Origin of the sequence: Vulgatibacter sp. (assembly GCF_041687135.1) — a bacterium.
Classification (GTDB): Bacteria; Myxococcota; Myxococcia; order Myxococcales; family Vulgatibacteraceae; genus JAWLCN01.
In genome coordinates, this window is record NZ_JAWLCN010000006.1 from 158,898 (window position 1) to 172,934 (window position 14,037).

Below are 14,037 nucleotides of genomic sequence, written 5' to 3' on the forward strand. Positions count from 1 at the left end.
CCACATCCCACCTTTGCGACGTGCGGGAATTCGCACGATCGGGGCCCTCCCGCCGCTGGTACTGTGCCTGCAATCGCATGAATGCGGGACGGCGTGTCGCCGTCTCCCGTGCGTTTGCCTGCCGGGCGATCGGAAGAGGGATCCATGAAGGCATCGGGACTCCGCATCGCAGCGCTGCTGGCGCTGCTCACCGCGTTCTCCTGCACCTGCGGGGGCGAGAAGCCCACGGCGGTGGAGGAGGAGGGACGCGTCCTCGAACCGCTTCCCGCTGCGCCATCGGTGCAGGTCGATCCCGAGGCGCTGCCGGGCGCCGACGGCGCGCTCGCGGTGGTGGTGGCCCGGCCGCAGGGCGAGGCCGAGGGGAGCTTCCACCCGACCATCACCTTCTCCCGGCCGATCGTGGCGCTGCAGGAGGTCGACGGGCAGCAGCTGCAGCCGGCGCAGATCGCCCCGGCGGTGGCGGGCACCTGGAAGTGGCTCGGCTCCACCACCGCCGAGTTCGTGCCGGCGTCGCAGCTGCCCTACGCCACCACCTTCGAGGTGACGGTCCCCGCGGGGCTGCGCGCGCTCGACGGCTCCACCCTCGGCGAGCCCTACCGCTTCTCCTTCTCCACGCCGCGGCCGGTGGTGCAGACCATCCACCCGCCCCCGGGCCACCGCTGGCTCGACACGCTCCCGAAGTTCACCCTGATCCTCAACCAGCCGGTGGCGGACATCGACCACGCGGTCTCCCTCCACGTGGTCAAGACCCGGGCGCCGCTGCAGCTCAAGGTGATCGAGAAGGTCCTCGTCGCCGACGAGCTGCGCGCCAACGAGAAGCGGCGCCGCTTCGATCGGATGGAGGACGATCCCTTCCGCAACCAGCAGACCCGCTACGTGCTCCAGGCGGAGGGGCCGGTGCCCCTCGACAGCGATCTCCGGCTGGTGATCGACGGATCCCTGCGGGGCAGCCAGGGGCCGCTCACCCTCGGTGAGACCCAGACCTTCCCCTTCCGCACCTACGGCCCGATGCGGGTCGAGGGGGTGCAGAAGTGCATGTGGAACGACGGCACCTGTCCCTGGGGGCCGGTGGTGCTGCGCACCTCCAACGAGGCGGAGGTCGAGAAGCTGCGCGGCCTGCTCACCGTCGAGCCCGCGGTGGAGATCGACTGGGATCGGGTGGAGCGCCACCTGCCCAGCGAGTGGAGCTCGGTGCGGGACCCGTGGGTGGTCCTCCCCGGCAACTGGCGCCCGGGAACGACCTACACCCTGCGCGTGGCGGCGGGACTCTCCGACGTCTTCCACCAACGCGCCGCCGCCTTCGAGGGCACGGTGCGCACCGACGATCGCGAGCCCTTCTGGAACGCAGGCGGCGAGGTGGCGCTCCTCGAGAGCAACGGTGAGGCGAGCCTGCCCGTCGAGACGGTGAACGTGCCGCGGATCGACGTGTCGCTCTGGCGGCTCGAGCCCGCGGAGATGGCGCGGCTCCTCGCCAGCCGCGAGGCGCAGCCCGGCGCAGCGGACCGCACCTTCTCCGTGGAGACCGCCGCCACGCCCAACCGGACGAAGTGGACGCCGATCGAGGTCCGCAAGGAGCTCGGCTTCTCCCGCTCCGGGCTCTTCGCCGCGCGGATCGCCGCGCCGCGGATCCCGCAGCGCGGCCCCGATCGGATCATCGGCCAGATCACCGATCTGGCGGTGCACACCAAGCTCGGCGCCACCTCCGGCGCGGTCTGGGTGACCCGGCTCTCCACCGGCTCGTCGGTCCCGGGGGCGGAGCTGGTCCTCTACGACCGGACCGGGACGCGGAAGTGGCAGGGCCGCACCGACGAAAGCGGCCTCGCCCGGGTGCCCGGCCTCTCCGAGCTCCTGCCCGGCGAGGACCGCGGCTACCGGTGGGAGGCGCCCTTCGCCCTGGTCACCGCAGCCAAGGACGGCGATCTCGGCGCGGCGCTGTCACAGTGGATGGACGGTCTCGCGCCGGTGGCCTTCGACCTGCCGATGGAGTGGGAGGGCAACGAGCGCAAGAGCCTCGGCCTGGTCTTCCCCGAGCGCGGGATCTACCGGCCCGGCGAGACGGTCCACACCAAGGGCGTGGTCCGCTTCCGCCGCCTCGGTGCGCTGCACAAGCCGCCGGAGGGGACGGCGGTGGAGCTGCTGCTCCGCAGCCCCCGCGGCGACGAGGTGGCGAAGCGGCAGGTGCAGGTGAGCCGCTTCGGGACCTTCCACGCCGACTTCGCGGTGCCGGCGGACGCGCCCCTCGGCACCTGGCTGGTGGAGGCGACGGCGTCCCTCGAGAAGGGGGAGATGCTGCGCTGGGGCGGCGACTTCCGCGTGGAGGAGTACCGGGCGCCGCAGTTCCAGGTCGACGTGCGCATCCCCGCAGAGGTCGCCTTCACCGGCGATCCGCTCCAGGCCCACGTCGCCGCCCGCTACCTCTTCGGCGGCGCGATGTCCGACGCGAAGGTCAATTGGTCGGTGCAGCGCAGCACCCTCGATTTCACCCCGCCGGGGAACGGCGGCTTCGTCTTCGGCGCCAACACCTGGTGGTGGGACGACGAGCGGCCGCAGCCGAGCAGCGAGATCGTCGGCGGCGGCAGCGGCAGCGTCGACGCGAAGGGCGCCATCTCCCTCGATCTCGGCAAGGCCGAGGCCCCTGCGGGCAGGAGCTGGCAGTACACCGTCGAGGCGGAGGTCGCCGACGTGAACCGGCAGCGGGTGGCGGCCCGCGCCTCGATCCCGGTGCACCCGGCGGCGCTCTTTGCCGGCACCCGGGTGGCAGGCAACGGATTCGCCGAGGTGGGCAAGGAGGTAGCGATCGAGCTCGTCGCCGTGTCGCCGGAGGGCACACGGGCGGAAGGCGCGAAGATCGCCCTCGAGCTGAAACGCCGCAGCTGGCAGTCGATTCGCAAGAAGGGCGTCGGCGGCCACTGGTACACCGAGAGCGAGCCGGTGGAGGAGCGGGTGAGCGGCTGCGAGGTTCGTTCGACCTCGACCCCGCAGCGCTGCACCTTCACGCCGAAGGAGCCCGGCTTCTACCTGCTCGAGGCCACGGTCACCGACGCGCAGGGGCGCACGCAGACCACCCGCGATTCCTTCTATGTGGTGGGCGGCGGCTGGGTCTCGTGGCAGCGGGGCGATACCGATCGGATCGATCTCGTCGCCGATCGGAAGATCTACGAGCCGGGGCAGACGGCGAAGATCCTGGTGAAGAGTCCCTACCCGGAGGCCGAGGCGCTGGTCACCGTGGAGCGCGCCGGCGTGATCTCGGCGGAGCGGATCAGGCTCACCGGGGCCTCTACCACCATCGAGGTCCCGATCACCGAGGCGTCGATCCCCAACGTCTTCGTCGGCGTGATCCTCGCGCGCGGCAGGGTGGACGAGGGCGGGATCGAGAGCGGCCAGGATCCGGGCAGGCCCGCGGTTCGCGTCGGCTATACCGAGCTCCTCGTGGAGAAGAAGGCGCGGCGCCTCGCGGTGGAGGTGAAGCCCGACGCGGCGGAGAAGCGGCCGCGTGAAAGGGTGCGGGTGGACCTCGCCGTGCGCGGCGCCGATGGCAGCGGCGCGCAGGCGGAGCTGGCGGTTTGGGCGGTGGACGAGGCGGTGCTCCGGCTCACCGGCTACGAGGCGCCGGATCTGGTGGCGGCGATCCATCCGCGGCAGGGGCTCTCGGTGCGGATCGGTGAGCCGCTCCTGCATCTCGTGCAGCGGCGCCTCTACGGCGAGAAGGGGCAGAGCCCCGGCGGCGGCGGCGGCGACGGATCGGGCGCCGGCTTCCGCTCCCGCTTCCAGACCACGGTGCTCTTCGCGCCCTCGGTCGTCACCGACGCGCAGGGCAGGGCGCAGGTGGAGTTCGAGCTCCCCGACAACCTCACCACCTGGCGGATCCTCGCGGTGGCGGTGGGCGCCGACGATCGCTTCGGCAGCGGCGTCGCGCAGGTGAAGGTCGCCAAGCCGCTGCTGGCCCTGCCGGCGCTGCCGCGGGCGGTGCGCGTCGGCGATCGCTTCGAGGCCGGCGTGGTGCTCCACGGCCACCGCTTCGAGGCGCCGGAGGTGCAGGTCACCGCAGAGGCGGAAGGGGTGCGCATCGAGGGCCCTGCCACGCAGACCGTGTCGGTCGTGCAGGGCAGGCCGCGGGAGGTCCGCTTCCTCTTCGTCGCCGAGAAGGAGGGCACCGCGGTGCTCCGCTTCGCGGCGCAGGGCGGCGGCGAGCGCGACGGGGTGGAGCAGCGGATCCCGGTGAAGCTGCCGGTGGCGATGGAGGCGGTGGCCACGTACGGCGACACCACCACCGAGACGAGCGAGGGGCTCGTGCCGCCGAAGGGCGCGCGGCCCGACGTGGGTGGTCTCGAGATCACCATGGCCTCCACGGCCCTCGGCGGCTTCGATGAGAACTTCGACCAGCTGGTCGACTATCCCTACGGCTGCCTCGAGCAGATGTCCTCGCGGCTCACGCCCTTCGTGGCGCTGCGCGAGCTCTCCGGCCGCTTCGGGATCCCGTGGAAGGATGCAGCCGGCAATTGGCTCGACGAGCAGGCGCTGCGGCAGTGGGGCAGCACCGATCCCGACGTGGTGGTGGCGAAGACCGTGAAGGCGATCGAGCAGCTCCAGGGCCACGACGGCGGCTACCGCTACTGGGCCTCGAGCCCCTGCTCCTCACACTACGCCTCGGCCTATGCGGTCTGGGCGCTGGCCCGGGCCAAGGAGGTGGGGTACGCGGTCGACGCGCAGGCTCTCGCGCGCGGCCAGTCGTTCCTGGCGGACGTGGTGGCGGCGGGGCAGTGCGAGGCTTGCGGCTGGGGCTGCAACGCGCCCTCCGACGAGGTGCGGGTGGCGGCGCTCTGGACGCTGGCGCGCACCGGCAAGGCGCGCCCGTCGTATTTCGGCGCGCTCTACCGCGAGCGGAAGAAGCTGCCGCTCTTCGCCCAGGCGCAGCTTGCCGACGCGATGTTCGTGGGCGGGGGCGATCGCGCCCAGGCCCGGCAGCTCCTCGGCGAGATCCTCAACCACGCGAAGGAGTCGCCAGGCGGCGTGCACTTCGAGGAGACCGATCCGCGGACCTACGCGGCGCTCTGGTCCACCGACACCCGCACCACCGCCATCGTCCTCGGCACCCTGGTGGCGATCACGCCGGAGCATCCTTTCGTGGCGAAGATCGCCCGGTGGCTCGGCAGCGCCCGCGGCGAGGACGGCCGCTACGACACCACGCAGGAGGCGGCCTTCGCCCTCACCGCGCTGACCGAGGTGACGCGGGTGAAGGAGGCGGCGGTGCCGGACTTCACCGCACGCGTGATCCTCGGAGGCGACGCCCTCGTCTCGCAGGCCTTCGAGGGACGCTCGATGCGGATCGAGAAGGCGGAGCTGCCGATGAGCCGCCTCGGTGGCGGTGGCGCGCTCACCTTCCGCAAGGAGGGGGAGGGCGTTCTCTACTACGCGGCGCGCTTGCGCTACGCGCCGGAGGAGATGCCCACCAGGCCGCTCGATCGCGGCCTCACCGTGCAGCGCTGGTTCGAGCCCTACGAGGGCGGTGGCCAGGCGAAGCGCTTCTACGCCGGGGAGCTCGTCCGGGTCCGGGTGCGGATCGCCTCGAACCAGCAGCGCCACTACGCGGCGATCGAGGTGCCGCTCCCTGCGGGCCTCGAGGCGGTGGATACCTCGCTCGCCAGCACCGCTGCGCTGCCGCGGACGCAGGAAGAGGAGGGACCCGGCGAGGGCTACGAATACGAGAGCGCCGAGGACCTCTACGGCGACAGGCCGCCGGAGGATTTCGGTCCGTGGGCGGAGCGCTTCTACAGCCCCTGGAGCCACACCGAGATCCGCGACGACCGGGTGCTGCTCTTCGCCGATCAGCTGCCCCCCGGCGTGCACGTCGCCTCGTTCGTGGCGCGGGCCACCACCCCCGGGCGCTTCGTGCTGCCGCCGGTCCATGCCGAGGAGATGTACGCGCCGGAGGTCTTCGGCCGCTCCGACGGCGGGCTCCTCGAGGTGATCGACGCGCAACCGGTGGCGGAGCGGTGAGCGTTCGTGAAGCGGAGCCGAAGGCGGAGCGAACGCAAGGAGGAGCGTCCTTCGCGCGCGCTGCTGCGTTCGCGCTGCACCTGGGCGCGGTGGCGCTCCTCGCCTTCGTGCTCTGGCCGCTGCCCGAAGGGCTGCTCGATCGGGCGGCGATCACCTCCACCCGGATCACCGATCGGGAGGGCGGGCTGCTCCGCGAGCTCCGCTCCCGCGACGACGGGCGGAGCGTGCCGCTCCCGGGGCCGATCCCGCCGCAGGTTCGCGCAGCCTTCCTCGCAGCGGAGGACAAGCGCTTCGCGCGCCACCCCGGCGTCGACCCCCTCGCCATTCTCCGCGCCGCGGTCCAGAACCTGCGGGCGGGGCGGGTGGTGAGCGGCGCCTCCACCATCCCGCAGCAGCTCGCCAGGCGGCTCGTGCCCAGGGAGCGGAGCCTCGCCGGCAAGGCGGGGGAGGCGCTGCTGGGCTTGCGGCTCGTGGCGCAGCTCCCCCGCGACGAACTCCTGCGGGCCTACCTCGATCGCGTGCCCCTCGGGCACTCGAATTACGGTGTCGAAGCGGCGGCTCGGTTCCACTTCGGCAGGCCCGCCTCCCGCCTCTCCCTCGGCCAGGCGGCGCTCCTCGCCGGCATGGCGCGATCGCCGGCGCGGCTCGATCCCTTCCGCCGCCCCGAGGCGGCCCGGCGCCGGATGGAGATCGTGCTGGCGCAGATGGAGCGGCTCGGATCGATCACCGCCGAGGAACGCCGGGTGGCGCTCTCCACGCCCCTCGATCTCGTCGCGCCGGCGCGGGCCTTCGAGGCGCCGCACCTCGTCTCCCATCTCGCCGGCGCGCTCCCCGCCCTCGGCCTCGACGGCGCCGCGCGGATCGAGACGACGATCGATCCGGCGCTGCAGGCCGACGTGGAGGCGATGCTGCGCGAGGAGGTGGCGGCCCTCGCCGGGAACCGCGTCGGCCAGGCGGCGGCGCTGGTGGTCGACAACGGCACCGGCGAGATCCTCGCCTGGGTGGGCTCGGTCGACTTCCTCGACGAGGAGGCCCTCGGGCAGAACGACGGCGTGCGGGCGCTCCGCCAGCCCGGGAGCGCGCTCAAGCCCTTCGCCTACGGTCTCGCCCTGGCGGACGGGGCCACCGCGGCGACGGTCCTCTCCGACGTGGAGACCCACCTCGCCACGCCTTCCGGCGATTACGCGCCGAAGAATTACGACCGCAGGGTGCACGGGCCGGTGCGCCTCCGGGCGGCGCTGGCGAGCAGCTACAACGTGCCGGCGGTGCGCCTCGCCGAGCAGCTCCAGCCGGCCCGGGTGCTCGAGGTGCTGCGGCGGGCGGGCTTCGCTTCCCTCGACGAGGACGCTTCGCATTACGGCGTGGGGCTCGTCCTCGGCAATGGCGACGTCACCCTGCGCGAGCTCGCTGCCGCCTACCGGGGCCTTGCCCGCGGGGGCCTGGCGGCGCCGATCACCGAGGTGCGCCGCGCCTTCGATGCGGCGGGACGGGCGATCCCGCTCGGCAGGGGCGAGGAGCGCCGCTTCCTCCCGGCGCCGGCGGTGGCGCTCCTCACCGACATCCTCGCCGACGAGGCGGCGCGCTCGCCTGCCTTCGGCGCGGACAACGCCCTGCGCCTGCCCTTTCCCGTGGCGGCGAAGACCGGCACCTCGCGGGCCTACGTGGACAACTGGACCGCGGGGTATACGGCGGAGCGCACCGTGGTGGTCTGGGTCGGCAATTTCGACGGCACCTCGATGCGCGGCGTCTCCGGGATCACCGGCGCGGGGCCGCTCTTCCGCCGGGTGATGGTGCGGGCGATGCGCGGCATCGATCCGGCGCCGCTCGTCTCCAGCAGTGCCTTCGACGAGCGCACCATCTGCCCGCTCTCGGGACGGCTCGCGGGGCCAGCGTGTCCCGGCGCCTTCCGCGAGATCTTCCTGCCCGGCACCGAGCCGCACGCGGACTGCACGATGCACCGCCTCGCCCCCGTCGACGAGAGCGGCAGGCCGGTGGCCTGCGGGGCGCCTGCGGCACGGGTGGCGCCGGTGCTCGATCCCGGGCCGGGCTTCTACGCCTGGGCCCGGGGCGAGGGGCTCGCCGCAGCGCCGGTGCCCGGTTGCGAGGAGGGCGCCGGAGAGGGAAGGGCAGAGCTCCTCTCGCCTGCGGATGGCGACGAATTCCTGCTCGAGGCGGGGCTGCCCGCAGGCGCGCAGAGCGTGCCAGTCCGCGCCGTACTCCCGGCCGGGACGAGCAGGGCCGTGGTGGTGGCGGACGGAGAGCGGATCGAGCTGGCGGCGCCCTTCACCACCCGGATCCCGGCGGTGCGCGGCAGCCATCGGATCGAGCTCTGGCTGGACGGCGCCGCCGCACCTGCCGCGGTGGCGCGGTACACGGTGCGCTGATGCGGCAGCTCCTCGCGCTCCTCTGCCTCCTGCTCCTTGCTTCGCCAGCGCTTGCCGACGAGACGGTGCGCGTCTCGATCCTCTCCAGGCACGCCCCGCGGTGGATCGAGATCCGGGGGCCGACACAGCTGCTGGTGCGCGCCGGCGCGGCGGGGCTCCTCGTCGACGGGGTGCCGCGGGATCGCATCGCGCTGCAGCCGGCGCGCTGGGCGCTGCGGGGCGCGGGTTTCCGCCGTGTCTACGACGGGAGTCTCGAGCTTCGCCAGGAGCGCGGCGCGATCGCCGTGTGGATCGATCAGCCCCTCGAGGCCTACGTCGCCGACGTGGTCGCAGCCGAGAGCGAGCCGGGCACGCCGCCAGCGGCGTTGCGGGCGCTCGCCGTCGTCGTGCGCTCGTATGCGGTGGCCGGTGCCGATCGCCACGAGGCCGGCGGCCGCTGCGACCTCGCCCATTGCCAGATCACCTTCGGCAGGCGGAGCGACGCGGCGGCGGCCCGCGCCGCTGCAGCGGCCACGGCCGGGCAGGTGCTCCGCCTCGCCGACGGCAGCGTCGCCCTGGCGCCCTTCCACGCTTCCTGCGGCGGACGAACGGCTTCACCGGCTGCGCTCTTCGGCGGCGTCGATCGCAGCGGCGCCGCCCCCGTCACCGACCCCGGCTGCAGCGCGCCGTGGGAGGCGCTCCTTCCCACGGCTGCGGTGGAGGCGGCGATCGCCGAGGCCTTCGGCGTCCCGGCTCCGCTCGCGCGGCTGCGCCGCCACGGCGAGAGCCGCTGGGTCGATCCGGCCACCGGTCGCTTCGCCAGCGCGGAAGGCTTCGCCCGAGCGCTCGATCGGCGGGCGGGATGGGGCGTGGTCCGCTCGCCCCGCTTCGACTTCGTGCCCGGCGGCGGCGCGGTGCGCCTGCGTGGCCGCGGCCACGGCCACGGCGCCGGGCTCTGCCAGGCTGGCGCCGCAGCGCTCGCCCGGGCGGGAAGCAACCACGCGGCGATCCTCGCCCACTACTTCCCGAACGCGCGGCTGCGCTGAACGGATCGGCGCCGCCGCGCGTAGAGGGGCGAAGGAGGTTTCCGATGTCCCGTCCCCGCCTCTTCGTTGCTGTCGCCGCCCTCGCTGCCCTCTACGTCGTCTCGCCGATCGACGCGATCCCCGACGTGGTGCCCGGCGTCGGCTGGGTCGACGACGGCCTGGTCGCCGCGGCCACCTTCCTCCTCGGCGCGCTGGGCAAGCGCCGCCGCGCTGCCCGTCGCTCACAATCCGCCGCGTAGCGCGCCGCTACCGATCCGAGAGCGGCTCGTCGAGCGGCGTCTCCGGCTTCGGCTCCGGCGCCGGCGCCGGCGGATGCGGCGTCTGTGGCTGCGGCACCGGCTTGTCCGGCGGCGGGTGCGGCGCCGGGGCGGCGCGGATGATGCGTGGCTCTGCGTTCACGGCGAAACCTCCTCCGGTTGCGGGCAAGGTAAGCCTTCGTCGCGATCGTCCCGCCTCCCTGCCATGCGAGTAGGGCCCCGCCCGCCCGTGGGGCCACCGAACCCCGGGAAGGTCACCGAGCCGCCGGTGGTTGCGGCCTGCGATGGCACCTTTGATCGCTGCGATTCGCTGGCTGGCCTACAACCTGGCGCCTGCCCTCTGCCCCGAATGCTCGGGACTGCTCTCGCCCGTGCTCCGGCGCACCGCCCGCGAGATCGGCGCCGCCCTGCCGCACACCGATACGCGGCGGGAGATCCGCTCCGATTGGCTCTGCTGCGAGGATTGCGACTACGCCATCGCCCTCGACATCGGCGAAGAAACGGCTCGCTGAGCCTGCAAGCGTCCCGGCGTTTCCTCTGGGAGCCTCTCCCGGGTGACCCATTGCCGACCGCGCCTGCAGCCCAAATGTTCCCGGTGGGACAGTGTGGGGCAGGCGACTTTCGGCCCCGTGTGCGCCGCTCCCTGCGGCGCCAGGCCCGAAGGAGGTTGGGACATGGCAGGGACGAATCCGCTCGTCCAGAACGAGCTCTTGGCAATGGAAAAGCCGGTCGCCCGCATCAGCTGGGGCGGCATCTTCATCGGCGCGATCGCGACGCTGGCGGTGGGCATCCTGCTCCACGCGCTCGGCGCGGCGATCGGTCTCACCGCGATCAACCCGGCCCGGGGGGAGTGGGGCGGCAATGCGGGGATCTGGACCGGTCTCTGGTCCTTCTTGAGCATCGTGGTCGCGACCTTCCTCGGCGCGCTCCTCGCGTCGCGGGCGTCGACCGTCTTCTTTCGCAGGGACGGCGCCTCGCTCGGCTTCATGACCTGGGCGCTCTCCTTCCTGGCGATGCTCTTCTTCGTGGCCTTCGCGGCGGGGAGCGCCGCCCGCGCCGGCACCCAGCTCGTGGGCTCCGGGCTCGAGGCTGCGGGCGCCGCCGCTCCTGCGGTGCAGCAGGAGCTGAGCCAGGCGCAGCAGCAGATCGCCGGCCAGGCCCAGCAGGCGCAGCCGGGGCAGGCTGCGACGCAGGCCGCCGACGTGGGCGCCGCAGCGGGCTGGTGGTTCTTCGTCACCGCCCTCCTGGGCATGGGCGCCGGCATTCTCGGCGGCGTCGCCGGTGTGCCGAAGACGGCCAAGCGGCTCGAAACCCGCCGCACCGCGACGGTCCGTCCGCGCGAGGCGTAGGCGGCGAATCTGGTCAGGCCAGGAAGGCCGGCGGCCTCTACGGAGGCAGCGCCGGCCTTTCCTTTGCGCAGGCCCGCCACTCTTCGCTATCTAGCCGGCCCATGTCCCGCTCGATCGTCCTCCATCTCCACGGCGAATCCTTCGCCCGCCGCTACCAGGTGGCCTCCCATGCCATCACCGCCGCAGCGGCGGGGGACGCGGTGCTGGTGGTCTTCTGGTTCGACGCGCTCGCGCGCCTCGCTGCCGGCACCTTCGACGAACCGCTGCAGGGCGAGGACGAGGCGGTGGCAGCGCGCCACCGCGCCCTCGGCCTGCCGCCGCCGGCGGAGATGCTCGCGGAGGCGCGCCTCCTCGGCGCCCGTTTCGCCGCCTGCGAGACCGGCGTGCGCCTCGCCGGCGTCGATCCTTCGCGGGCCCGGGAGCTGGTGGACGAGGTGCCGGGGCTGCAGGAACTCCTCTCCCGGGCCCGGGCGGCGGACCTCGTACTCTACGTATGAGGTCCCATCCTCCCATCCTTGGCGCTTGATCCGGCCCCGCCTCGTGGTCGACAGTCGCATCCCGACCCGGGGGGGCAACCCGCAAGAGGAGCCTGGTTGAAGACCGCCAGCTACGCCGTGATGTTCACGGACATCAAGGGCTTCACCGAGCGCACCAGCCGGCAGACCCGCGCGGAGAACGAGCGGCTCCTGCGGCTGCACGACGCGTTGCTGCTGCCGGTGATCGCCGGCTACGGCGGCAGGCGGGTGAAGACCATCGGCGACGCCTACCTGGTCGTCTTCGACTCGGCCACCCGTGCGGTCGCCTGTGGCGCCGCGCTCCAGGACCGGCTCGCCCTCTTCAACCGCCGGGTCGCCGACGCCGAGCAGATCGAGGTCCGTGTCGCGATCAACGCCGGCGAGGTCCGCGTCGAGCGCGACGACGTCTACGGCGAGGCGGTCAACATCGCTTCGCGGGTCGAGGAGACCGCCGAGGCCGGCGAGGTCTGTTTCACCGAGGCGGTCTATCTGCTCGCCGACCGCACGTGGATGGAGGTCGACGACCTCGGACCCCACTCGCTCCGCGGGATCCCCGAGCCGGTGCGGCTCTACCGCCTCCACCGCACGCCGGAGGGTGGCATGCCCTACGGTGGAGCGGCGCTGGAGCGGCTCGAGCTCGCCGATCCCGACCCCGCCGAGCTCGCCCGCAGGCGCCTCTCCGCGTCGCGGCTGTGGCGCTGGTTCGCCGTCGCCGCCACCGCGGTGATCCTTGCTGCGGCGGTGGTGGCGCTCACCGACACCGGCCCGCTGCGGCGGGTGGAGCGGCTGGCGGAGATGGGGCGGGCCGGCGAGGCGGAGCAGTCGATGCGCTCGCTGCCGCCGGGCACGCTCTCCGACCCGGAGCAGACCTATCTCGAGGGGCTGATCGCGCAGGCCCGCGGCGAGTCCGATCGCGCCATCCGCCGCTTCACCGAGGCGGCGCAGCGCGATCCGAAGCTGGGACGGGCCCGCGCCGGCGACAGGCTGGTGGCGCTCCTCGGCCACGACGCCTGCGAGGTCCGGTCCGCCGCGGCGAAGAGCCTCGCCTCGATCGACTACGAAGCGGGGATCGAGGCGCTGCGGGATCTCTCGGAGCGGGAGCCCGAAGGGGAGGGCTTCCTCGCCAGGATCAAGCTCGGCGGCTGCAACGCCGGCGACGCGGCCCGCGAGGCGATCGCGACCCTCGAACGCAAATAGCGCGGCGCACCTCACAGGCAGCGCCTGGCCCGGGCGTGCCACGCCGGCGCTCCCGCTTCCCATCGGCGGCGCAGGATGCCAATGTCCCCCGCGTACGAACGAACAACGCGAGAGGGAAGGCCGTGATGCGTACGGGTCTCGAGGTTGCCGCCGCCAGCCGGTTCTCCGTGCTGCGCGGCCTGCGCGTCGGCGCGATCTGCAACCCCACCGCGGTGGATCGCCGCTTCGTCCACCTGGCCGATCATCTGGCTGCGGCGGAAGGTGTCCACCTCGCCGCGCTCTTCGGTCCGGAGCACGGCATCCGCGGCAGCGCGCAGGACATGATCCACGTGGCGGGGGGCGTGCGTGATCCCCGCACCGGCGTCCTCGTCCACTCCCTCTACGGCCCCACCTTCGATTCGCTGGCGCCGACGCCGGCGATGCTCGAGGGGCTCGACGTGCTGGTCTACGACGTCCAGGACGTGGGCGCCCGCTACTACACCTTCGTCTACACCATGGCGCTCTGCATGCGCGCGGCAGGGCGGGCGGGGATCAAATTCGTGGTGCTCGACAGGCCCAATCCGATCGACGGCGTGCACGTCGAGGGCAACCGGGTGCGCGAGCCCTTCCGCTCCTTCGTCGGCCTCTACGATCTGCCCAACCGGCACGGCATGACCGCAGGCGAGCTGGCGCAGCTCTTCAACGAGCTCCACCCGCCGGAGGAGCGCTGCGCGCTCGAGGTGATCCGCTGCGAGGGCTGGGATCGCACCAAGGAGTGGGACGCAACCGGCCTGCACTGGATCCCGCCCTCGCCCAACATGCCCACCGTCGACACCGCCCGCGTCTATCCCGGGATGTGTCTGCTCGAGGGGACCAACCTCTCCGAGGGCCGCGGCACCACGAGACCCTTCGAGCTCTGGGGCGCGCCCTTCCTCGATCCGGAGGCGCTGGCGGAGCGGCTCGCGGCGGAGGCGCTCCCCGGCGTGCTCTTCCGGCCTGCGTATTTCGAGCCGACCTTTCAGAAACACGGGCGGCAGATGTGCGGCGGCGTGATGCTGCACGTCACCGATCGCGAGGCCTTCCTGCCGGTGCGCACCGGCGTGGCGTGCCTGCTCGCTGCGCGGGAGCTGGGCGGCGACGCCTTCCGCTGGCGGACCGAGGAGTACGAGTACAGGAGCGACGTGCCCGCCATCGATCTGCTCGCCGGCAACGACGAACTCCGGCAGGGGATCGACGCCGGCCGCTCGCTGGCGGAGCTCACCGCCTCCTGGGACGGGGAGCTCTCGGCGTTTTTGCCGCTCCGGAAGCGCCACCTCCTCTACCCGGAGGCCTGA

The 14,037-nt window shown here is 73.1% G+C and carries 10 protein-coding genes; 9 read left to right on the forward strand and 1 reads right to left on the reverse strand.

The window, feature by feature from the left end:
• The first annotated feature begins 144 nt into the window (after positions 1–144).
• From ACESMR_RS15580 to ACESMR_RS15595, 4 genes are read left to right on the forward strand one after another with little or no spacing between them, the layout of a single operon-like run.
• Positions 145–5,997 carry an MG2 domain-containing protein gene (locus tag ACESMR_RS15580; RefSeq protein ID WP_373048020.1) on the forward strand — a complete coding sequence of 1,951 codons (5,853 nt, stop codon included), beginning with the start codon at positions 145–147 and terminating at the stop codon, positions 5,995–5,997.
• Entirely contained in the window at positions 5,994–8,381 is a 2,388-nt protein-coding gene (gene pbpC, locus ACESMR_RS15585) for a penicillin-binding protein 1C (RefSeq protein WP_373048021.1), read from the forward strand. The genes ACESMR_RS15580 and pbpC overlap by 4 nt, the downstream gene beginning before the upstream one ends.
• Complete coding sequence (locus ACESMR_RS15590) at positions 8,381–9,406, forward strand: SpoIID/LytB domain-containing protein (RefSeq protein ID WP_373048022.1); 1,026 nt, start codon at positions 8,381–8,383, stop codon at positions 9,404–9,406. Before pbpC ends, ACESMR_RS15590 begins: the two co-directional genes overlap by 1 nt.
• Positions 9,407–9,450: 44 nt before the next feature.
• Positions 9,451–9,645, forward strand: coding sequence for a DUF1232 domain-containing protein (locus ACESMR_RS15595; protein ID WP_373048023.1), 195 nt, complete (start codon positions 9,451–9,453; stop codon positions 9,643–9,645).
• Positions 9,646–9,652: 7 nt separating this feature from the next.
• On the opposite strand, the gene ACESMR_RS15600 is transcribed toward ACESMR_RS15595, so the two are convergent.
• Positions 9,653–9,805: a hypothetical protein gene (locus tag ACESMR_RS15600; protein WP_373048024.1), complete on the reverse strand. Its 153-nt coding sequence runs from the start codon at positions 9,803–9,805 to the stop codon at positions 9,653–9,655.
• Between the two features lie 142 nt (positions 9,806–9,947).
• On the opposite strand from ACESMR_RS15600, the gene ACESMR_RS15605 reads away from it, so the two are divergent.
• The 5 genes from ACESMR_RS15605 to ACESMR_RS15625 all read left to right on the forward strand — a co-directional run bounded on the left by ACESMR_RS15605 (position 9,948) and on the right by ACESMR_RS15625 (position 14,037).
• Positions 9,948–10,175: a hypothetical protein gene (locus tag ACESMR_RS15605; RefSeq protein WP_373048025.1), complete on the forward strand. Its 228-nt coding sequence runs from the start codon at positions 9,948–9,950 to the stop codon at positions 10,173–10,175.
• Between the two features lie 162 nt (positions 10,176–10,337).
• A complete protein-coding gene (locus ACESMR_RS15610) occupies positions 10,338–11,012 on the forward strand; it encodes a hypothetical protein (protein WP_373048026.1) in 675 nt (224 codons plus the stop codon).
• A gap of 101 nt (positions 11,013–11,113) precedes the next feature.
• Positions 11,114–11,509 (forward strand): hypothetical protein, encoded by a 396-nt coding sequence (locus ACESMR_RS15615; protein WP_373048027.1) that lies wholly within the window; start codon positions 11,114–11,116, stop codon positions 11,507–11,509.
• Positions 11,510–11,605: 96 nt separating this feature from the next.
• Entirely contained in the window at positions 11,606–12,724 is a 1,119-nt protein-coding gene (locus ACESMR_RS15620; RefSeq protein ID WP_373048028.1) for an adenylate/guanylate cyclase domain-containing protein, read from the forward strand.
• 125 nt (positions 12,725–12,849) lie between these two features.
• Entirely contained in the window at positions 12,850–14,037 is a 1,188-nt protein-coding gene (locus ACESMR_RS15625) for an exo-beta-N-acetylmuramidase NamZ domain-containing protein (RefSeq protein ID WP_373048029.1), read from the forward strand.

Excerpts from the sequence above, each read along its gene's own strand:
- ACESMR_RS15580 (WP_373048020.1), top strand. The coding sequence starts at position 145 with ATGAAGGCATCGGGACTCCGCATCGCAGCGCTGCTGGCGCTGCTCACC.
- ACESMR_RS15590 (WP_373048022.1), top strand. The coding sequence starts at position 8,381 with ATGCGGCAGCTCCTCGCGCTCCTCTGCCTCCTGCTCCTTGCTTCGCCA.
- ACESMR_RS15595 (WP_373048023.1), top strand. The coding sequence starts at position 9,451 with ATGTCCCGTCCCCGCCTCTTCGTTGCTGTCGCCGCCCTCGCTGCCCTC.
- ACESMR_RS15605 (WP_373048025.1), top strand. The coding sequence starts at position 9,948 with ATGGCACCTTTGATCGCTGCGATTCGCTGGCTGGCCTACAACCTGGCG.
- ACESMR_RS15610 (WP_373048026.1), top strand. The coding sequence starts at position 10,338 with ATGGCAGGGACGAATCCGCTCGTCCAGAACGAGCTCTTGGCAATGGAA.
- ACESMR_RS15615 (WP_373048027.1), top strand. The coding sequence starts at position 11,114 with ATGTCCCGCTCGATCGTCCTCCATCTCCACGGCGAATCCTTCGCCCGC.
- ACESMR_RS15625 (WP_373048029.1), top strand. The coding sequence starts at position 12,850 with ATGCGTACGGGTCTCGAGGTTGCCGCCGCCAGCCGGTTCTCCGTGCTG.